The 20,363-nt window shown below is 60.0% G+C and carries 17 protein-coding genes; 6 read left to right on the top strand and 11 right to left on the bottom strand.

Annotated elements, in window-relative coordinates; translation table 11 throughout:
* Positions 1 to 437 precede the first annotated feature (437 nt).
* Positions 438 to 2,249, top strand: a complete 1,812-nt coding sequence (locus tag AC5I5B_RS09300; RefSeq protein ID WP_003506552.1) for an IlvD/Edd family dehydratase — start codon at positions 438 to 440, stop codon at positions 2,247 to 2,249.
* Positions 2,250 to 2,389: 140 nt separating this feature from the next.
* Here the strand turns inward: AC5I5B_RS09300 and AC5I5B_RS09295 are convergent, their stop codons facing one another.
* From AC5I5B_RS09295 to AC5I5B_RS09250, 10 genes are all read right to left on the bottom strand, one after another.
* Positions 2,390 to 2,617, bottom strand: a complete 228-nt coding sequence (locus tag AC5I5B_RS09295) for a hypothetical protein (RefSeq protein WP_003506553.1) — start codon at positions 2,615 to 2,617, stop codon at positions 2,390 to 2,392.
* A 38-nt stretch (positions 2,618 to 2,655) separates the two neighbouring features.
* Positions 2,656 to 3,060, bottom strand: coding sequence for a VOC family protein (locus AC5I5B_RS09290; RefSeq protein ID WP_003506554.1), 405 nt, complete (start codon positions 3,058 to 3,060; stop codon positions 2,656 to 2,658).
* Positions 3,057 to 3,563, bottom strand: coding sequence for a helix-turn-helix domain-containing protein (locus tag AC5I5B_RS09285; protein ID WP_112958655.1), 507 nt, complete (start codon positions 3,561 to 3,563; stop codon positions 3,057 to 3,059). Before AC5I5B_RS09285 ends, AC5I5B_RS09290 begins: the two co-directional genes overlap by 4 nt.
* Positions 3,564 to 3,629: 66 nt before the next feature.
* Positions 3,630 to 3,818 carry a hypothetical protein gene (locus AC5I5B_RS09280; RefSeq protein WP_003506556.1) on the bottom strand — a complete coding sequence of 63 codons (189 nt, stop codon included), beginning with the start codon at positions 3,816 to 3,818 and terminating at the stop codon, positions 3,630 to 3,632.
* A gap of 164 nt (positions 3,819 to 3,982) precedes the next feature.
* Positions 3,983 to 5,101 (bottom strand): pyridoxal-phosphate-dependent aminotransferase family protein, encoded by a 1,119-nt coding sequence (locus AC5I5B_RS09275; protein ID WP_087745548.1) that lies wholly within the window; start codon positions 5,099 to 5,101, stop codon positions 3,983 to 3,985.
* Between the two features lie 9 nt (positions 5,102 to 5,110).
* Positions 5,111 to 5,890, bottom strand: coding sequence for an ABC transporter ATP-binding protein (locus AC5I5B_RS09270; protein ID WP_112958641.1), 780 nt, complete (start codon positions 5,888 to 5,890; stop codon positions 5,111 to 5,113).
* Positions 5,887 to 6,690 carry an ABC transporter ATP-binding protein gene (locus tag AC5I5B_RS09265; protein ID WP_112958642.1) on the bottom strand — a complete coding sequence of 268 codons (804 nt, stop codon included), beginning with the start codon at positions 6,688 to 6,690 and terminating at the stop codon, positions 5,887 to 5,889. The genes AC5I5B_RS09270 and AC5I5B_RS09265 overlap by 4 nt, the downstream gene beginning before the upstream one ends.
* Entirely contained in the window at positions 6,687 to 7,517 is an 831-nt protein-coding gene (locus AC5I5B_RS09260; RefSeq protein ID WP_111785056.1) for an ABC transporter permease, read from the bottom strand. The genes AC5I5B_RS09265 and AC5I5B_RS09260 overlap by 4 nt, the downstream gene beginning before the upstream one ends.
* Positions 7,514 to 8,503, bottom strand: a complete 990-nt coding sequence (locus AC5I5B_RS09255; protein ID WP_003506565.1) for an ABC transporter permease — start codon at positions 8,501 to 8,503, stop codon at positions 7,514 to 7,516. The genes AC5I5B_RS09260 and AC5I5B_RS09255 overlap by 4 nt, the downstream gene beginning before the upstream one ends.
* A 9-nt stretch (positions 8,504 to 8,512) precedes the next feature.
* Positions 8,513 to 10,123: an ABC transporter substrate-binding protein gene (locus tag AC5I5B_RS09250; RefSeq protein WP_112212282.1), complete on the bottom strand. Its 1,611-nt coding sequence runs from the start codon at positions 10,121 to 10,123 to the stop codon at positions 8,513 to 8,515.
* 375 nt (positions 10,124 to 10,498) lie between these two features.
* Between AC5I5B_RS09250 and AC5I5B_RS09245 the strand changes: the two genes are divergently transcribed.
* Together AC5I5B_RS09245 and AC5I5B_RS09240 are read left to right on the top strand one after the other, a co-directional pair.
* Positions 10,499 to 13,204 carry a DNA translocase FtsK gene (locus AC5I5B_RS09245; RefSeq protein ID WP_035213009.1) on the top strand — a complete coding sequence of 902 codons (2,706 nt, stop codon included), beginning with the start codon at positions 10,499 to 10,501 and terminating at the stop codon, positions 13,202 to 13,204.
* A 91-nt stretch (positions 13,205 to 13,295) separates the two neighbouring features.
* Positions 13,296 to 14,372: an Ldh family oxidoreductase gene (locus AC5I5B_RS09240; protein WP_003506571.1), complete on the top strand. Its 1,077-nt coding sequence runs from the start codon at positions 13,296 to 13,298 to the stop codon at positions 14,370 to 14,372.
* 33 nt (positions 14,373 to 14,405) lie between these two features.
* On the opposite strand, the gene AC5I5B_RS09235 is transcribed toward AC5I5B_RS09240, so the two are convergent.
* The gene (locus AC5I5B_RS09235) at positions 14,406 to 16,400 is read right to left on the bottom strand and encodes a putative bifunctional diguanylate cyclase/phosphodiesterase (RefSeq protein ID WP_003506574.1); all 1,995 of its coding nucleotides are present in this window, start codon (positions 16,398 to 16,400) and stop codon (positions 14,406 to 14,408) included.
* Between the two features lie 316 nt (positions 16,401 to 16,716).
* Between AC5I5B_RS09235 and AC5I5B_RS09230 the strand changes: the two genes are divergently transcribed.
* The 3 genes from AC5I5B_RS09230 (at position 16,717) to AC5I5B_RS09220 (ending at position 20,350) form a co-directional block, all read left to right on the top strand.
* Positions 16,717 to 17,763, top strand: coding sequence for a class I SAM-dependent methyltransferase (locus AC5I5B_RS09230; protein ID WP_161974198.1), 1,047 nt, complete (start codon positions 16,717 to 16,719; stop codon positions 17,761 to 17,763).
* A gap of 91 nt (positions 17,764 to 17,854) precedes the next feature.
* Entirely contained in the window at positions 17,855 to 18,679 is an 825-nt protein-coding gene (locus tag AC5I5B_RS09225) for a bifunctional allantoicase/(S)-ureidoglycine aminohydrolase (RefSeq protein WP_035213010.1), read from the top strand.
* 168 nt (positions 18,680 to 18,847) lie between these two features.
* Positions 18,848 to 20,350, top strand: a complete 1,503-nt coding sequence (locus AC5I5B_RS09220) for a sensor domain-containing diguanylate cyclase (RefSeq protein ID WP_035213033.1) — start codon at positions 18,848 to 18,850, stop codon at positions 20,348 to 20,350.
* The last annotated feature ends 13 nt before the right edge of the window (positions 20,351 to 20,363 follow it).

The following is a 20,363-nucleotide window of genomic DNA, read 5'->3' as shown; positions in this document are numbered from 1 at the left end:
TTTCAATTTCAGAATGGTGTGTCTGGTCTCGGATTTTGAAATATATCAATTAATATCAAATGGATAAATGATTCATGTTTTGTGGTTCGAACAGCCGGCACTGCTGCTGCTCACACCGCTATAGCGCTTGACAGCATATGGCTGTGTCTAATAGTAATACAAATAAGAAGATGATTTTTGCCGGAATTTTGGGTCTTGTGATCGGAGTTCAATCGGCAAAAGAGGGAGGGAGATTCCTTTGCGCAATCCTGCGATGGCCGTAAATGCCGAAAAATATTCGGTTAAAGCCGCAGAGCAGCCCAAGCCTACTCGTCTGGGCTCTCACTGTCGGTTATGCGTGATCTCCGAAAGCTGATTCCATTTTCCTTGCGCACAACATAAGCTTGTCGCATTTCGTAATATTTTACCGTTGGCCACTTCCGGCTGGAGACCGCATCATGACCAAATCCGACAATCTGCCCGCAACCCAAGGCAAGCTTCGTTCGCGCGCGTGGTTCGACAACCCCGCCAATGCGGATATGACGGCGCTTTATCTCGAGCGTTACATGAATTTCGGCCTGAGCCAGGCTGAACTTCAGTCTGACCGCCCGATCATCGGCATTGCGCAGACCGGTTCGGACCTTTCGCCCTGCAACCGCCACCATCTTGAACTCGCTAACCGTCTGCGCGAAGGCATTCGTGAAGCGGGTGGCATCGCCATCGAGTTTCCGGTGCATCCGATCCAGGAAACCGGCAAGCGTCCGACCGCCGGTCTCGACCGTAACCTCGCATATCTCGGCCTCGTGGAAGTGCTTTATGGCTATCCGCTCGACGGCGTCGTTCTGACCATCGGCTGCGACAAGACCACGCCTGCCTGTCTTATGGCGGCGGCCACCGTCAACATTCCCGCCATTGCCCTTTCCGTTGGCCCCATGCTGAACGGCTGGTTCCGTGGCGAACGCACCGGTTCCGGCACCATCGTCTGGAAGGCGCGCGAACTTCTGGCCAAGGGCGAGATCGACTATCAGGGCTTCGTCAAGCTCGTCGCCTCGTCGGCTCCGTCCACCGGTTATTGCAACACCATGGGCACGGCAACGACCATGAACTCGCTTGCCGAAGCGCTCGGCATGCAGCTTCCGGGTTCGGCCGCCATTCCGGCGCCTTACCGCGACCGTCAGGAAGTCTCCTACCTGACCGGCCTGCGTATCGTCGAAATGGTCAAGGAAGACCTGAAACCATCAGACATCATGACCAAGGATGCCTTCATCAACGCCATCCGCGTCAACTCGGCCATTGGCGGCTCCACCAACGCACCGATCCATCTGAACGGCCTTGCACGCCATGTCGGTGTCGAACTGACCGTCGATGACTGGCAGACCTATGGCGAAGACGTGCCGTTGCTTGTCAACCTGCAGCCAGCAGGTGAATATCTCGGTGAGGACTATTACCATGCCGGCGGCGTTCCGGCAGTCGTCAACCAGCTGATGACCCAGGGGCTCATCAAGGAAGACGCGATGACCGTCAACGGCAAGACCATTGGCGACAACTGCCGTGGCGCCATCATCGAAGACGAAAAGGTCATCCGTCCTTACGACCAGCCGCTCAAGGAGCGTGCAGGCTTCCGCGTTCTGCGCGGCAACCTGTTCTCCTCCGCCATCATGAAGACGAGCGTGATTTCGGAAGAATTCCGCAACCGTTACCTCTCCAACCCGAACGATCCGGAGGCCTTCGAAGGCCGCGCCGTAGTGTTCGATGGTCCGGAAGATTACCACCACCGCATCGACGATCCGTCGCTCGGCATCGACGCCAACACCGTCCTCTTCATGCGCGGTGCAGGCCCGATCGGTTATCCGGGTGCAGCGGAAGTGGTGAACATGCGCGCGCCGGATTATCTCTTGAAGGAAGGCGTCAATTCGCTGCCCTGCATCGGCGATGGCCGCCAGTCCGGCACATCGGGCAGCCCGTCCATCCTCAACGCTTCCCCGGAAGCTGCGGCCGGTGGCGGTCTCGCCATCCTGCAGACGGGTGACCGCGTTCGCATCGATGTGGGTCGCGGCAAGGCCGATATCCTGATATCAGGTGAGGAACTGGCCAAGCGTTACGAAGCGCTTTCCGCCGAGGGTGGTTACAAGTTCCCTGACCATCAGACGCCATGGCAGGAAATCCAGCGTGGCATCGTCAGCCAGATGGAAACCGGCGCGGTTCTGGAACCGGCCGTGAAGTATCAGCGCATCGCCCAGACCAAGGGCCTGCCGCGCGACAACCACTAAGGCAAGGCCGTTTCGGCCGACCGCTTTTTAATCAGCCCCGGGGTAAAACCCGGGGCTGAAGCATTTTAAAATACCGTGCTCCGCAACCGCGTAAACTTTGCGGGCGGCCGAAGAGCATGATAGTTTCGTTGCTTATCTGCCTACTTCCCCGATGGGGCTGGCGGCTTTCCCAGATATGGCAGGAAGAACATGTACAGCCCGCTGAAAATAAGCAAAGTCAGCGGCAACAGCGGAGCATAGACGATCACCGATGGCGTCGGACCGAAAGCCATCGAGATGAAGTTCGCCAGAATGGTGATGGTCAGCAGAATGCCCAGCCACCGATGGCTCTGCCTTATCCAGTTTCGCAAGATCAAAGTCGCCCCCAAGAAAAAGCATCCATGATGGAATGTGACACATGGGCGCTTCAGCGGGCCTGAACGAGCTTCCAGCCATTGCCGGAAGGATCGCGGAAGCTCGCATCCACCGAGCCGTAGCGGGCGATCGGTTCCTGGGTGAATTCGACGCCGCGTTTGTGCATCACGTCAAAGGCTTTCTGGCAATCCTCGACCACCAGAACCAGCGGCGGCATCGCGCCTTTGGCCACGGCTTCGTTCAGATTTTGCGCCGTCGCCTCGTCAACGGTCGGAGCCTGTGGCCGAAACAGGCCCAGCTGGAAATCCTGTTGGTCCGGGTGCTGCACGGTCAACCAGCGATAATCGCCGTTGCGCGCGTCGGTGTGCACACGAAATCCAAGTTTTTCGACGTAGAATTGCAGCGCTTCGTCCTGATCATGAACGTAAAGCCCGACAACTTGAACACCATTTTTCATGAGATATCTCCCTTTCGCTCGTCGTGCCTAGCGCTTTTCGTTCGTCGGCGCTTCTCCGAAACTGCGATTGTGAGATGAGGGCGATTTGCGGCGCTGACGAAGCAATGGGGAACCTGCTCGAGATCGGCAGGCGAAAGCCGCATCCGTCGCCGCAATTCACTCGGGTTTTCCCCCGTCACATCGCGGAAAACACGGCCAAATGTACCGATGCTGTTCCAGCCGGTCTGCAGCGCGATTTCGATGATCGCAAGGTCCGTGTCACGCAGAAGCGCCACGGCGCGTTCCACCCGGCGGGTCAGCAGATAGCGGTGAGGGGGTATGCCGAAGGCATCGCGAAACGATCTCGCGAAATGGGCCTGCGAGGCGCCGCTGACACTGGCAAGTCGTGAAACAGGCCACGCCTCATGGGGTGCGGCATCCATATGATCCCTGGCGCGCAGAAGACGGCGCAGCAGTTTCAAGTCTCTGTTTGCAGAGTTTTTATCATTTCCGAACCGGCGCATGCGCCAATCATTGAATGAACCGGCGGCCCTTGGCAAGTTTCATGCCCGGCAGGCTACCGAAACCTCCTAGATCACCGGATAAAGCGACCAGAAGAACAGTTCATATTCCTGATCGCGGTCGTCGTCATGCGACTCGTCGTCCGGTCTGCGCGGCGTTTTGTCCTGAAACTCGGTCTCCACCCGCTCATTGACGACGGGCATCCTTCGGCCGATGCCAAAGAGGTCAAAGGAGAGCATGTTGAACCCTGCTACCATGGCCAGTTCCCTTCTTCACGCGAGTTAACGGTGTGTTAAGTTTCGCGCGTTGCCATGATTTCGTCAAGATTGACCGAGGAATTTGTCTACCATTTTTAACAACAATGTCGTGACTGACGTTTCACTGCTGCCGGATTTTGCGCAATGAATGTTTATCGCCACCTTCAAACGCGGTTCGGATCGGCGTCAGAATAGGCTTTTTCGCTCGCTTCCAGCGCGGAATCGGTATCTGCGGCATGGCCGAGGCTTTTCAAGGCACTGGAGAAGGCCACGATATTGGCTTTCACCGCCTCCGGATGCGCCCGTCGACCGGTGTGGTTGAGCCTTATCAGCCGTTCCGCGCCGGGGCCGACCCCGGCGGAAATATCCGCGCCATGCTTTTGGGATGCAGCGGCGAGGAATGCCTTGGCTTCGACGGTATCCGGCAGGATTGCTGTGGAAACGAGGGCGGAGGCGTGCGCCTCCTTCACCCAGGTTGGAATACCGAGCGCCCTGATGCCGTTCCGGGTGGCCGCGGCCGCCCTTTCGTGGCGTTCATTGGCAGATGCCAGACCTTCCGCCTCTATCCGGTCAAGTGCGGCCTCCAGGGCATAGAATTCCAGCGGAGCGGGCGTTCCGGGCAGCGCTCCGCGGCCGGCATCGAGCCAGAGTTTCTTCTGGTCCATAAGCGAGAGCATGGAGTTGTCGGACGCATTCTCGTGCGAAAGAAGCTCCCACGCTTTTTCGCTGACGGAAATCGCGGAAACCCCGGCCGGCCCGGCCAGCGCCTTTTGCGGGCCGATGACGGCGATATCGATGCCCAGCCGGTCAACCTCGAAGGCATGTCCGCCGATGGACGCGACGGCATCGACGAGGGTCACGATGCCCCTTTGCCGAGCGAGCGTGGCGATGGCGGGCAGAGGGTTGAGAATGCCGCTTGCCGATTCCGCGTGGACGATGGCGAGAAGATCGAAATCCAGCCCTTCGTCCAGTGCCTGCTCCACCTCCTCCAGTGTGACCGGCTTTGCCGGGCTGGCCGTCAGGTTGCGCACCGTCGCGCCACCCCTTTCCAGCCAACCGCCGAACCACGCGCCATAGGGGCTGGTAACGATGTTGAGCGCCCGCAGGCCCGGTCGTGCAAGGCTTGTCGCTGCTGCCTCGAGCGCCAGCACGGCTTCCGCCTGTATGAGAAGGACGTCGTTCCTCGTGCCCATCAAGGCTGCCAGCCGGTCGGCAAGAACGGCATAACGCTCCGCAGGAAAAGCGGGTGGGTCGAGCAGTAACGCATAATCGGGAACGGGCATGTCTTTTCCTTACGTGGTAATGGTCAGTCGCGGTGCGGCGTCGATCAGTGTTCTTGCGGTCGAGGATTGCGGCGCCGAGACGATATTTCCCGTCCTGCCGATTTCAACGATCCGTCCCGCTTCCATGATGGCGACGCGGTGGCAGACGGCGCGGATGACTGCGAGGTCGTGGGAGACGAAAATACAGGAAACGGCCGTCTCCCGCTGTATTTCCACCAGTAGTTCGAGGATTCGCCTGCGAACCGAAACATCCAGCGCGGAGACGGCTTCATCCAGAATGAGAAGCGACGGCTTGAGCGCAATGGCCCGCGCGATCGCGACGCGCTGCCTTTGGCCGCCGGAAAGCTCGAAGACCGATCGGCTGGCATAGCTGGCGGGCAGGCCCACGCGGTCGAGGAGACGGTGTATTTCTGCTGCACGCTCGCGTCTTGCGGCCATGCGATGAACGCGCAACGGTTCGCCGATGGCGTCTTCGACGCTCGCGCGCGGATTGAATGCGCCATGCGTATCCTGAAACACCATCTGCATGTGCTGGCGGGCGGCACGAAGCTTCCCGCCGTCAAGCGCCAGCCAGTCGCGGCCTTTGAAATGGATCGTGCCTTCGTCAGCCGGGATCAGCCGCATCAGAATGCGCGCCAGCGTCGATTTTCCGCAGCCGGAGGGACCGGCAAGTCCCAGCGTCTCGCCGGGCTGAAGCGAAAAGGAGATGTCGGAAAGCGCCGCCACCGTTCTTGCGCCGGTGCGATAGGTTTTCGACAGTCCGTCGACGCTCAGAAGGGCTTCGTTCATGACGCGGCCTCGCTGATCAGCGGCGGGGTCGAGAGATCGAGATAATCGGCAAGCAGCGCACGCGTATAGTCATGGGTGGGTGCGGAAAGCACCCGCCGTGTCGAACCGTGTTCCACTAACCGGCCCGCACGTAGGACCGCGATCTCGTCGGCAAGGCTGGAAGCAAGGCCGATATCATGGGTGATGAAGACCAGCGTTTTGTTTTCCTGCCGCACCAGATCGTCCAGCAGCGTGGCGATGGCGGCCTGACTGACCGTATCGAGCGCGCTCGTGGCCTCGTCGGCAATCAGGATCGAAGGACTGGCTGCAATCGCGGCAGCAATTGCCACGCGTTGCCTCTGGCCGCCGGAAAGCTGGTGCGGATAAGTGGCGAGCAGATGGGAGGGATGCGGCAGCCGCACCCGCTCCAGAAGGCCGCGGGCAAGATCGCGCGCTTGCCTCCATGACAGGCCGAGATGCCGCACGGCCCCTTCCGCCACCTGTTCGCCGATGGTGAGAACCGGGTTTAGCGTCGCGCCGGTATCCTGAAAGATCGTGCCGATATCGCGCCCCGGCAGCGGCCTGCCTTGAAACAGGCCGCTATCGCGGCTCCAGGAAATATCACCGGAAACGCGCGCATTGCCGGGGAGAAGCCCGGCAATGGCTCTGCCGAGCGTAGATTTTCCCGACCCGCTTTCGCCGATGATCGCCAGCCTCTGCCCCTGCCGGATGGTCAGCGAAACATTCTGCAAGGCAGGCGCATCGCCTGTCGCATAACAAACGCTGAGATCATCGATCCGGCACAGCGCATTGCCGCTCATGGCGCTTGCCTCCTTGTCGCCATCGCCCTGTTGATGCCTTCTGCGAGAAGATAAACGCCGAGAACCGTGACCAGAAGGCCGATGCCGGGGATGACGGACAAAAACGCAGCTGAGCGCAGGACGTTACGTCCTTCGGCAATCATCGAACCCCAGGTGACGATATTGGGATCGCCGAGCCCGAGGAAGGACAGTGCCGCCTCGGTTAGGATGGCTGCCGCGACGATGATGGCGGCGAGCGCCAGAACCGGCGGCAGCGCGTTGGGCAGGATCTGCCTGAACGCGATTTCCAGCGGATGCATGCCGATGGCGCGGGCGGATTGAACATAATCGCGCTCGCGGATGCTCAAGACCTGCGCCCGCATCAGCCGCGCCGGATCAGCCCATGCGCCGAGCGCAATGGCGAGAATGACAATGGGCATGGAGGGGCCGATGGTGCTGACGAAGGCGAGTGCGAGCAGGAAATTCGGCACGATCTGAAAGGCGTCGGTGACGCGCATCAAAGCTTCATCCACGAGGCCGCCGGCAAATCCGGCAATGGTGCCGATGACGGTGCCGATAACCAATGCGGCGGCGGCGGCGCCGATGCCGACGAGCAGGGAGGCCTGCGCGCCATGGGCAAGTTCTGCCAGCACGTTGCGGCCCAGCCGGTCGGTGCCGAGAGGCAGGGCGGCATCGGTAAAGGGTGCGATCAGGGGCTCGCCGACGATGGCCAGCGGGTCGCCCGGAAAAACGACGGGTGCGGCGAGCGCCGTCATGGCAAGCAGCACCAGAATGATGGCGCCGGTGGCGCCTTCGAAACTGCGCAGCAGCCGGAGAGCGAAACTCATGCCTGTCGCTCCCCGCTGCCGATGCGCGGATCGAGAACGGCATAGAGAATATCGACGGCGAGATTGACGAGGATGACGAAGACGGCGCTGGTCAGAATAATGCCCATCAAAAGCGGCGTGTCGCGGCCGCTGACGGCTTCCTGCGCCAGCCGGCCAAAACCGGGAATGGCAAAGACGCTTTCGATCACCACGCTGCCGCCCAGCATGGTTGCGGCCTGCAGGCCGAGCACGGTGACGAGCGGAAGAGCGGCATTGCGCGCGACATGGCGCAGCACGATCCGCCGTTTGGAAAGCCCTTTTGATCTGGCGAACAGCACGAAATCCAGCGGCCAGACCGCCGCCATGGCGGTGCGCGTGACGCGCAGGAAAAGAGCCAGGTAGATGAGGCCGAGACTGGCCACCGGCAACACGAGATGACGGCCGATGTCGAGAGCCCTTGCAAATCCCTGCTTGCCCGAGGCGATGGTTTCTACGCCTGAGGTGGGTAGCCATTTGAGTTGAACGGCGAAGACGATGGCCAGCACGAGGCCAAGCCAGAAGCCGGGGGTGGCGTAAAGCGCCAGCGAAAGCGTTGAAAGCACGCGGTCCGCCAGCCCGCCGGGACGCGCGCCCGCCACGATGCCAAGCGCGGTGCCGAGGATGAAGGCGAGTGTGGTGGCGCTGCCCATCAGGAGAAGCGTGTTCGGCAGCCGCTCGAGGATCAGCCCCAGCACAGGCCGGTCGAAGGCAAGCGACCAGCCGAGATCGAGCCGCAGCACCGAGCTGGCATAGAGCCAGAAACGGGCCAGCACGGAACCGTTCAACCCATATTGTTCGCGCAGCACATCCCGCAGCCCGGCATCGCCGCCGCCGATGGAGACGAGATAGGCATCCACAGCGTCTCCGGACGCATTTTCAAGCAGCACGAAGGTGAAGACGAGAACAATCAGCAACACCGGAATGGCGCTGACTGCCCTTCGCTTCAGCAATGTCGTTGCACGCTTCACGGCGAGACCTCAGGTGTCGACGGTCGTATCCGCCCAGTTGGAAACGGCCCAGCGGGGATTGCTGGCGACATGTTTGACCGTATCGCGTGCCACCGTGATGAAACCCCATTCGGCGACGTTGATCAGCGGCAGATCGGCAGTGACCTGCTTCTGGAAATCCTTGTAAAGCGCCGTGCGTGCCGCCGTGTCCACCGTTACCGCCGCCTTGTCGATCAGTTCGTCCAGCGTCTTGTTCTCGTAACCGCCCTGATTGGAGAAACCGACGCCCGCCGGAATGCCGGAACGCACGAGAATGGTGGTGGAAATCGCCGGATCGCCGCGGAAGACCGGCGGCGCGATGGCGAGATCGAAGGCATGATCGGTGTAGACGGCCTTCTGATGGGCGGCTGAATCATTATTGACCAGCTCGGCATCAATGCCGATTTCCTGTAGCGCCTGACGAAGATAGGAACCGAACTGTCTGGTTTCATTGAAATAGGGTGCCGGAAGAAGTTTCAGTGAGAAACGTGTTCCGTTCGCGCCGCGCGCATAACCCGCCTCGTCCAGCAGGGCATTGGCCTTGGCCACATCGAAATCATAGGTCTCGACATCGTCGGTATAAAATTCCGGCGCGTTTTTCGGCACCGGGCCTGTGGATGCCGTGGCGTAACCGAGGAAGACTTTGTCGATGACGAATTTTTTGTCGATGGCGTGGGCGATGGCCTGTCTGACCTTGAGATCGGCGAGTTCCTTGCGGCGATGGTTGATTTCGACCACCAGCTGATAGGTCAGCGCCTCGTAACCATCGGCTATGACCTTGATGCCTGCCACCTTCGAGATACGGTCGAGATCTGCCAGCGGCACGGCGGAAAAGGCGGCGAGCTGGATTTCCTCTGCTTCGAGCGCAGACGCGGCGCCCGCCCGGTCTGGCAGAACGCGATAGATGATCTCATCGAGCTGCGGCTGGTTCTTGCCCCAATAATTGGGATTGCGGGTCAGGCGATAATATTCGCCGGGCTTGTATTCCGCAAAAACGAAAGGCCCGGTGCCGACCGGCTTGGTATTGGCCGGGTTGGTGGCGATATCGGTGCCCTCATAAAGATGTTTCGGCACGACGCTGGTAATGACCGGCAGCGCGTTGCGAATGAGCTGGAACGGCGTTGGCTTGGAGAAGCGGAAGATCGCCGTGTGGTCATCCGGCGTGTCCACCTTCTCGAGATTGGCAAAGACCAGCCGTCCGAGATTCTGCAACGGTTTCCAGACGGAGAGCGCCGAAAAGGCCACGTCTGCGGAGGTAAAGGGTTTGCCATCGTGCCAGGTCACGCCCTCGCGCAGCTTGAAGGTGGCGCTTAACCCGTCATCCGATCCCGCCCATTCGGTTGCGAGGCGCGGTTCCAGGCCGTCCTTGCCGTTAAAGGAGGCCTCGGCCAATGGCTCGATGATCTTGCTGGCAATATAAAACACGCCGTTTGAGGCGACGATCGCCGGATTGAGGTTTTTCGGCTCCGAATCGGCCGCGACGATCAGCCTTCCGCCGGGCGTCGCCTGCTGTGCAGCGGCGATGCCCGCAAGCCCCGTGGTTGCGGCAAGAAGAAGCGAGGTCTTGAGAAGCGAGCGACGGGACAGGTGGACAGGCGACATGATTCACTCCGGAAATGAGGGCTGGGCGGGCCTTTCCGCTTGGTCCGCGGCCGGCCGATCTTAAGGCTGCAACCTCGGCAGTGTCCACGTTAATTCGCGGGCTTTACAGCAATGATTTTACGTTGCGAGGGCCTTTGCGGAAACAATATGCTTTCCGGCGGTGCTGCGCTTTTCTCACCTTGCCTTCTTGCCCTCGGTAATGCTCTGAAAATTTGATATAACCTAATAAAATTAAACGGTTGGAATGCCGTGCCCTCGATGGCATGTGTCCCGTGCCGCCTGTGGACGGAACGAAAATCTGCCGCGTCGACCCCGTTTGGAAAGGGGTAATTAACCTTTATTTTTTATTTCAGGGAGACCGAAATATGTACGTTTATGATGAGTGTGCACGCTGCCATGAGCTTCTCCCGATCCAGATTCCAGAATTCGTCCAATAGCGTAGGGGAGGGGAGCGAGAAGGCTCGTCATGCCGGCGGCCAGTCGGTTGCCGGTCAACAGACGGCGGCGATGAAGGCCAGCGCGGCACCCAAGCCGAATGCCGATGTCAGCGCAGCCGACGCCATCGAAGGCCGCGCCGAGATGCCCGGCTGGCAGAATGCTTTTGTGCTCGGCCCGAATGTCCGTTTCACCCGCACGCCGGAAAGCGCGTTTGCGCGGCGCATGCCGGTCGAGACTCCCAATATTCCGGAGGAGGAAGTCCCGGCTGTCGCTCCGCCTGAAGCAGTGGAGCCGGAAGTGGTGGAGCAGCAACAGGCTGTGCAGCAGGAGGTTGCTCCTGTCAATCAACCGGTCATAAAGCCGGCGGAGCAGCGCATGCCGCCGCCGCGCATGCCGTTCCTGCCACAGCCGCCGGATGCCCGGGGTGCGAGGGCGCTGACCTACAAATTGCGGCTGGAGCTTGCCCGCAAGCAGGCGGAAGAGGCGGCTGCCGCTGCCCGGATGCCGGTTCAGACGGAGATTTCCCTAGCTTCAGAAGCGCCCGCGCAGCAGATATTCTCGCCGGTTCAGCCGCCATCCGTCGAGCCCGCCATCGATGCAGTTCAGACCACCGCACCGCAGGCCGTCATTCCGGCTTTCGCCGCCCATCTGCCGGATGAGCTGTTCTGGGAAGTGATGACGCTTGATCTGCCGGGCAGCGCCGGCGAGGGCGTCTCTGCGTCCGCGCGTGCCGTTCTTGCAAATTCGGTCACGGCATCTGCTGTCGTCGCGCCGGTCGCCTTTGCATCGCCCGCCGCCGCTGCGATCGTACTTTCGTCCGAGCCTCCTGTTGTCACCGTGCCCGGCGGTTCCGCGATCAGGCTTTACCGCGAAATCGGTGTGCATCATTCCGCCATCCCGGCCCCCATTCAGGTCGTTGAACCGGAAATCGCGCCGCCGCCGGTGGCGGAGGCGCCGATGGTTGTCGAGACACAGAGACCTGTGGAGCAGGTTCAGCCGGTGGAGAAAATTGCGGCCGAGCCGCGCTTCACGCCGCGCGCGCCCATCCAGGCCTCGCAGCCGATGTTCCGGGAAGCGCCGGTCTTTGCGGACGGCGAATATGAATACCCCTCCATCGATCTTCTGCAGGAGGCCCGCGTCCAGCAGACCACGACCATGACGCCGGAAGCGCTGGAGCAGAGCGCCGGGCTTCTCGAAAGCGTGCTGGAGGATTTCGGCATCAAGGGCGAGATCATCGATGTCCGCCCGGGCCCGGTCGTCACGCTGTATGAGTTCGAACCCGCCCCTGGCGTCAAGTCCTCGCGCGTCATCGGCCTCTCGGATGATATCGCCCGCTCCATGTCGGCGCTTTCGGCGCGTGTCGCCGTCGTGCCCGGCCGCAATGTCATCGGCATCGAACTGCCGAACCCCGTGCGTGAGACGGTTTATCTGCGCGAACTGATCGAAGCGACGGATTACGCCGAGACCCGCCAGAAGCTCGCGCTTTGCCTCGGCAAGACCATCGGCGGCGAACCTGTCATCGCCGAGCTGGCGAAGATGCCGCACCTTCTGGTCGCCGGCACCACCGGCTCGGGCAAGTCGGTTGCCATCAACACCATGATCCTGTCGCTGCTCTATCGTCTGAAGCCGGAAGAGTGCCGCCTGATCATGGTCGATCCCAAGATGCTTGAGCTTTCGGTCTATGACGGCATCCCGCATCTTCTGACCCCTGTCGTCACCGATCCGAAAAAAGCAGTCATGGCACTGAAATGGGCCGTGCGCGAAATGGAAGATCGCTATCGCAAGATGTCGCGTCTCGGCGTGCGCAATATCGACGGTTATAATGCAAGGGCCGCTGCCGCCCGCGCCAAGGGCGAGACCGTGTTCTGCAACGTGCAGACCGGCTTTGACCGCGCCACCGGCGAGGCGGTCTACGAGCAGGAGGAAATGGACCTCACGGCCATGCCTTATATTGTCGTCATCGTCGACGAGATGGCCGACCTGATGATGGTCGCGGGCAAGGAAATCGAAGGTGCGATCCAGCGCCTGGCGCAGATGGCGCGCGCCGCCGGCATCCATCTCATCATGGCCACACAGCGTCCGTCGGTTGATGTCATCACCGGCACGATCAAGGCGAACTTCCCGACCCGCATCTCTTTCCAGGTGACGTCGAAGATCGACAGCCGCACCATCCTTGGCGAACAGGGCGCGGAGCATCTGCTCGGCCAGGGCGATATGCTGCACATGATGGGCGGCGGCCGCATCGCGCGTGTCCACGGCCCCTTCGTTTCGGACGAGGAAGTGGAAAAGGTGGTCGCGCATCTGAAGACGCAGGGACGTCCGGAATATCTCGGCACCGTTACCGAAGACGCCGACGAAACCGACGAAGAGGTGGAAGAGGAAACCGCTGTTTTCGACAAGTCCGCCATGGGTGAGGACGACAGCGATGATCTCTATGAAAAGGCCGTCAAGGTGGTGATGCGCGACAAGAAGTGCTCCACATCCTATATCCAGCGCCGCCTGTCCGTGGGCTATAACCGCGCCGCTTCGCTCGTCGAGCGCATGGAGCAGGAAGGCATTGTCGGGCCTGCCAACCATGTCGGCAAACGCGCGATCATCGCCGGCGAACGCTCTTCCTATGATGCCATGGGGGCCGAAGACTGATTGAGCCTTCGGGCGTGCGATATTCGATTGCAAAAACGCGCCCCGTGAATAGCTTGTGCGGCATGGATTCTGGAATTGGGAGGATTCCCTCATGGCGCACAGCAATGAAAAAGCCACCGTCCTGGCGAGGCTGGATGAGCTGGAGCGGTTTTGCCGCGCCGTTTTCCTTGCCGCTGGCACCGACGACGAAACGGCCGATGCGGCGACGCGCGCCATGATGCATGGCACGAGGCTCGGTGTGGACAGCCATGGTGTTCGCCTGCTTGCCCATTATATCACCGCGCTTGAAGGCGGGCGTCTCAATCGGCGGCCGCAGATCGCCCGTGTTTCCGGCTTCGGCGCAGTGGAAACGATCGACGCCGACCACGCCCATGGCGCCCGCGCCACCTATGCGGCCATGGACAGCGCCATGGCGCTTGCGGAAAAATTCGGCATCGGCGCGGTGGCGATCAGGAATTCCTCACATTTCGGCCCGGCAGGTGCTTATGCGCTGGAAGCGGCGCGGCGGGGTTATATCGGCCTCGCCTTCTGCAATTCGGACAGTTTCGTGCGCCTGCATGATGGCGCCATGCGCTTCCACGGCACCAACCCCATCGCCATTGGCGTGCCGGCAGCGGATGACATGCCCTGGCTGCTGGACATGGCCACCAGCGCGGTGCCCTATAATCGCGTTCTGCTTTACCGGAGCCTCGGCCAGCAGCTGCCGCAAGGCGTTGCCTCTGATGGAGACGGCGTCGATACGCGCGATCCGCATGCCGTTGAAATGCTTGCCCCGGTCGGCGGAGAGTTCGGGTTCAAGGGTGCGGCGCTTGCGGGAATGGTGGAGATTTTCAGCGCTGTGCTGACAGGCATGAAACTCAGCTTCGATATCGCTCCCATGGGCGGGCCGGATTTTGCCACGCCGCGCGGGCTTGGGGCCTTCGTTCTGGCGCTGAAGCCGGAAGCCTTCCTGGAGCGGGAGGCGTTCGATGAGGGCATGAAACGTTATCTCGAGGTCCTGCGGGAATCACCGGCGCGGGAAGACTGCAAGGTCATGGCGCCGGGTGACCGGGAGTGGGCGGTGGCCGCAAAACGGGAGAGGGAAGGGGCTCCTGTCGATCCCGTCACGCGGGAGGCGTTCTCGGAGCTCGCGGCAAGATTCTCGGTTAGCCCGCCCGCCTATCATTAAATCTGCCTGCGGCTTTCCGCCTTCAGCCCAGAGTCAGGCGGGGCGCAGCAGCATGTTCGGGTGCGGATAGGCGGTGGCGGCCGGGCCCAGCCTTTCGGCGACGACGGGGCGACCGATATAGTAACCCTGCGCGTAATCGATCTCCATCTGCCGCACCAGCCTTAGCTGTTCCTCAGTCTCCACGCCTTCGATCAGGATTCTGTGGCCGCGGTTGCGGATGAGGCGGATCATGTCCTGCAGCATTGCCCGGCCACGCGGGGTCTTGCTGTCATGCAGGAAGGAGCGGTCAATCTTGACGGTATCGAAATCCGTCATGCGCAGCCACGAAAGGCCGGCAAAACCCGTTCCGAAATCATCCAGCCAGATATTGATGCCGAGCGTCTTCAGGTCGTTCAGACACCGCAGCACGTCAGAATGCATTTCCATGTCGACGCCTTCAGTGATTTCGAAGGCGAGCCTGTTGCCGGCAATGCCGGCCTCCACGAGAATGGCCGCGACCGAGGTGGCAAAACCCGGATTTTTCAATTGCATCGGCGAGACGTTGACGCTGACGACAGCCACCTTGTCATCGGCCAGTATCTGTTTGCAGACGGTCTTGATGGTCCACAGGCCCAGTTCCATGATCGTGCCGGTGCGCTCGGCAATCGGAATGAAAATACCGGGTGCAACAGGGTTCCCGTCCAGCAGGCGAAGCCGCATCAGCGCTTCAACCCCCGCGGTCTCATTGGTCGAGATGTTGAGAATCGGCTGGTAGACGAGGGAAACGAGATTTTCCGCGATGGCGATTTTCAGCAGGGCGGCAATGTTCTCCGTCTCGTCGCTGGTCTGCGGATCATCGGGATCGAACAGCTTCATGCAGTTGCGACCGTTGCCCTTCGCAATATAGAGCGCGCGGTCGGCTTCATTGATGATCTTTTCCAGCTTGGCGTCCGGATTGGGGCGGGTGAAGGACGCACCGATGCTGACAGTGACGATGAAGGTGCCGTCCCGGCGCTGGTCATGGGCGAGCGACAGGTTTTCAACGGTGTGGCGGATCGTCTCGGCCAACTCGCCAACCTGCTGCTTGGACTTGAACGGCGCCAGCACGATGAATTCCTCACCGCCATAGCGGCCGATTGAGGCGCCGTGTTCGGTGATGGCGTCCTGCAGGGCGGTGCCAACAGTCATCAGGCATTTGTCGCCCTCCTGATGGCCGTAACGATCATTGTATTTCTTGAAGAAGTCGACGTCGATCAGAAAAACGGCAAAGCCTTCTTCCTTCCTGATCCAATTGTCCCACAGCAGGCGCAGATGATGATCAATGGCGCGGCGGTTCTGCAGGCCGGTCAGTGAGTCGGTATTGGAAAGGCGCAGCAGCGCCTGGCCACGTTCGTCCGCGGCCTTCTGTTGGGCTTTTGCCTCCAGCCCGTTCACAAAGACGTGGTAGCGTTCCCGGTTCAGGTTCCAGTTCACGTAAGAGGTGAAGACGAAGCAGGATATGTAGAAGGTGCCGAAGGCGAACTTGTAGAAGCTATCTTCGGGAAACTGCGTTGCCGCCAGAAAATAGGTAACGAGAATAATGCCTGAAGACACCAGCGACAGGTGGAAGCGGAAGGTGAAAAACAGATTGGCGCCCATCATGAAGATCGCCCCGAAAACCATGTAGTAGGACATGTTTTCGGTATTGTCGGTCAGTAGCGAAGGCAGCAGCCAGCCGATATAGCCCATGACGAGAGCGGTAGCGCAGGTAAGATCAAGCGCCGCAGTGCTGGCGCCATTGCGCAGCTGAATTTCCAGCGTCAGCAGCGATGAGATGACGACGGCAAAGCGTGCGAGAATGGTGTAAGATGCGACATCGGGTATCAGAATGATGTCGGTTGCGGCAAACAGCAGATAGATGAAAACAGCGGTCCACAGGCCCCGTCGGATTGAACCACGGCGGCTGCGCTCACCTTCCTGCTGGTAAAGGGCAAGAAGTTCATCAGAAAACCGGGAGTCCGGCCGCCGATAGTCTTGCTGTCCACTCACCTCTCCCAATGTGTGCTTCATGCACTTTCCCATAGTGTTGCGTATACTTTATTAAGTAACTGCTTATTCCACTTTTCCGTGTGCTGTCGCACCCAGTGCGGGTTCCCGTCGATCTCCGCCGATGTGGGCCGAGAACATGGAAAGGAAGAACGCATCATACGTTCGCAACATTAAGTTTCACTAAATCGCGTATCTGCTTTCTCCCGTACTCACGAGTGTGACCAAAAAAATACGCTAATCTACTAATGTATCCCTACACCGCACAAAAATCGAAAGCGAGTGGCCTTCCGTCTCCCAGAAACGTATAGTTAACAATGTGTTAATACTGGAGGCTGAAGTGGTGCGGGTAAAGAAGAAAAATCTTGACGGGGCAAGTCTGATTACCCCGGATACTGTCGCAAAAGAGATTTTTGCACGCAGGACGGAAACATTCGATGAGCAGTTCGCAGTTGCGAAAGCAGAGGTGGCGCTCATTCTCGAATTGGCACAACAGCAATTCGACAATCGTGTTTCGGCACGTGAGATAATACATAGAACGGCGGGTGCACTTCATGGCCTGCGGGAAAATCTCCACTCCAGCGTGTGGGCTGAACTGATTCCGCTGGTACAGAATCACCCCGTTTCGAGCCATTTTCTGGAGGACCCGTTCACGCGGTGGTCTTTCGAAAAGCCGCGGGGTTATTCGGGCGATGCGCAGCTGCTCGATTTCATTTATGGTCACGACAGTGTTGCCGAACTGGTGAAGAAGGCTACGCCGCTAGGTGCGGCCCTTTACGATTATACGAAGGATGCCAGTTCCTCGGTCGCCGTGCGCGAGCGGCGCGATTTGCTGACACGCTTCGTTGACGAGGCCGCAGCCCGGCACGGCAATGAGACGGAAATCCTCACCATCGCGTCCGGCCATCTGCGCGAGGCGGATGCGTCCATGGCGTTGAAAGAGGGCGGGATCAAGCGCTGGGTGGCGCTCGATCAGGATCCCTTGAGCGTCGGTTCCGTCGCCCGGGATTTTAACGGCAGCTGCATCGAGGCGATCGACGGTTCCGTGCGCGATATCGTGCTGCGCACGCAGGAACTCGGCACCTTCGATCTGATCTATGCGGCCGGTCTCTACGATTATCTGAACGACCGTGTGGCGATCAAGCTCACGCGGCGCTGCATGGAGATGCTGAAACCCGGCGGCATGTTCCTCTTCGCCAATTTCTCGGAAGACATCGTCGTCGACGGTTACATGGAGACCTTCATGAACTGGGCGCTGCTGTTGCGCTCCAAGGCGGATATGTGGCGGATCGTCAATGCCAGCGCTGATCCTTCCAGCATCGAGGCGGAGGTGTTCTTCGGGGAGAACCACAATATCGTTTACGCAACGATGCGTAAGAAGGCGTGACATCCTTCGGCCAGTCTCTGCTTGCCAATAACTATTTGCTTAAACCTCGTCGCGGGCCTAAGAATCCGCGCCGAATGCGTTGCAGGATGGAATGGCTGAAATGAAGAGATATTATTCGGATATGGGCGGTTTGCCGGGACAGACGGAACTTCTGTCGAGCAAGGCGGTGTTCAAGACCGCTTATGCGGTCATCCCCAAAACCGTCATGTCCGATATCGTGACAAGTGTGCTGCCGCACTGGACCGGCACCCGGGCCTGGATCATCGCCCGGCCGATGACGGGTTTTTCCGAAACTTTCGCGCAATATATCGTTGAGGTGCAGCCCGGCGGCGGCAGCGACCGGCCGGAACCGGACGCACGGGCCGAGGCGGCGATCTTCGTCGTTGACGGCGAAATGACCGTGGAGTTCGAAGGCGTGCAGCATGGCCTGCGAGAGGGTTCCTTTGCCTTCCTGCCTGCCGGCTCCCGCTGGCAGCTTCGCAATTCGGGCAAGGCGCCTGTCAAGTTCCACTGGGTCCGCAAGGCGTTTCAGGCGGTCGAGGGTCTGGAGCCGCCGCCGGTGATCTTCACGCATGAAGATGAAAACACTCTCTCGCCCATGCCCGACACGGACGGCAAATGGGCAACGACCCGTTTCATCGATCCGGAGGATGTACGTTACGACATGCACCTCAACATCGTCACCTTCGAGCCGGGCGCGACCATTCCCTTCATGGAAACCCATGTGATGGAACACGGCCTTTATGTGCTGGAAGGCAAGGCCGTCTACCGGCTGAACGAGGATTGGGTGGAAGTGCAGGCGGGTGACTTCATGTGGCTGCGCGCCTATTGCCCGCAGGCCTGTTATGCGGGTGGACCGGGCCGCTTTCGTTACCTGCTCTACAAGGATGTGAACCGGCACGTGAAGCTCTGGTAACGGGCATCATAGTCACAGAACCCGGGAATTATCGCGCAATCCGAAGGTTTGCGCGATAAATGCTTGCGTTAAATCGAATATCTCTAATAAATCCGGTGATGCGGGCGGCCATTGCCGCCCCGCACCCTTTCGGCCTTCATCCGCATTTACCTCAAGAAGAATGCCCGCATGAGTGAGACGATCGATACCAACATCTTCAACCTCGCGCCCGTGGCGATGTGGATAGAAGATTTCAGCGACGTGAAAAGCCAGTTCGATATCTGGCGGTCGCAGGGCGTCGAGGATATCAGGACGTTTCTTCTCGAAGATTTATCAAGGGTTGCGGCCTGCTCCCAGAAAATCCGTGTGATCAAGGTCAACGTCAGGACGCTGGAGCTGTTCGAGGCGCGTGATCAGGCGCATCTCGTTGACAATCTGCACCGGATTTTTCGTGACGACATGCTGGAAAGCCATGTGAACGAGCTTTCCGAACTCTGGGCGGGCAAGACGGAATTCACCAGCAACGCGGTCAATTATTCAATCGGCGGCAAGCGGCTGGATATTCAGTTGCGCGGTGCGGTCATCCCCGGCCACGAAGAAACACTCGGGCGGCTGCTTTTGACCACCGAGGATGTGACGGAGCGGGAGGAGGCCCGCCGCAAGGAGCGTCTCAACCGCCGTTACGCCGAAGGCATGTTCAAACATTCGCCCGTTTCCCTGTGGGTGGAAGATTTCAGCCGGGTGCGGCGATTGATCGAGGAGGTCAGGGAGCGCGGCATCATCGATTTCCGCGTGTTCATGGATGTTCATCCCGAATTCGTGCGGCAATGCATGAGCGAAATTCGCGTCATCGACGTCAACCGCGCGACGCTCGACCTGTTCTGCGCGCCGGACCGGCAGGTTCTGTTGCAGCGGCTTGGCGATATTTTCCGCGGCGAGATGGAAAAGCCGTTCCGCGAACAGCTGATGGAGCTTTGGAACGGCAATCTCAACCACCATCGCGAGGTGGTGAATTATGCGCTTGACGGTTCGGAGCGGCACGTTCTCCTGCATTTTTCCGTTTTTCCGGGCCATGAGCACGACTGGTCGCTGGTGCAGGTGGCGTTGACGGACATTACCGCGCGCAAGAAGGCTGAAGCCTATCTCGAATATCTCGGCAAGCACGATGTGCTGACCAAGCTGCACAACCGCGCCTTCTATTCGGATGAGTTGAACAGGCTGGAGCGCAGCGCGCTCAGGCCGGTTTCTGCGATCGTTATCGATCTCAATGGCCTGAAGGACGCCAATGACAAGCTGGGGCACGATGCCGGTGACGCTTTGTTGCGGCGCATGGGAGAGGTGCTGAACGGCGTCGTGACCGCGCCGAACCATGCCGCGCGCATCGGCGGTGACGAATTCGCCATCCTTCTTCCCGGCGCCGACAAGCAGGTTGCCGCCGCCATGGTCGAAACCGTTTATGAGTTGCTGAAGATCAACAACCAGTTCTATTCCAGCGCGCCGCTCAGCCTGTCGCTGGGTGTGGCGACCAGCGAGGCCGGCGAGACGATGGAATCGCTGGTGCGCCGCGCCGATATGAATATGTACGAGCAGAAGAACGCCTATTATGCGGCCCTGCGCAACAGATCCGCCGATAATAGCGACACGACGAAGAACGGTCCGCCGGAAGCCACCTCGCTGAAGCGTCTGTTCTAAGCGGGCGGGAAAC

This window comes from Agrobacterium sp., assembly GCF_059499945.1.
The sequence above is the reverse complement of the archived record's forward strand: the minus strand, read 5'-3'. Positions and strand labels throughout refer to the sequence as shown.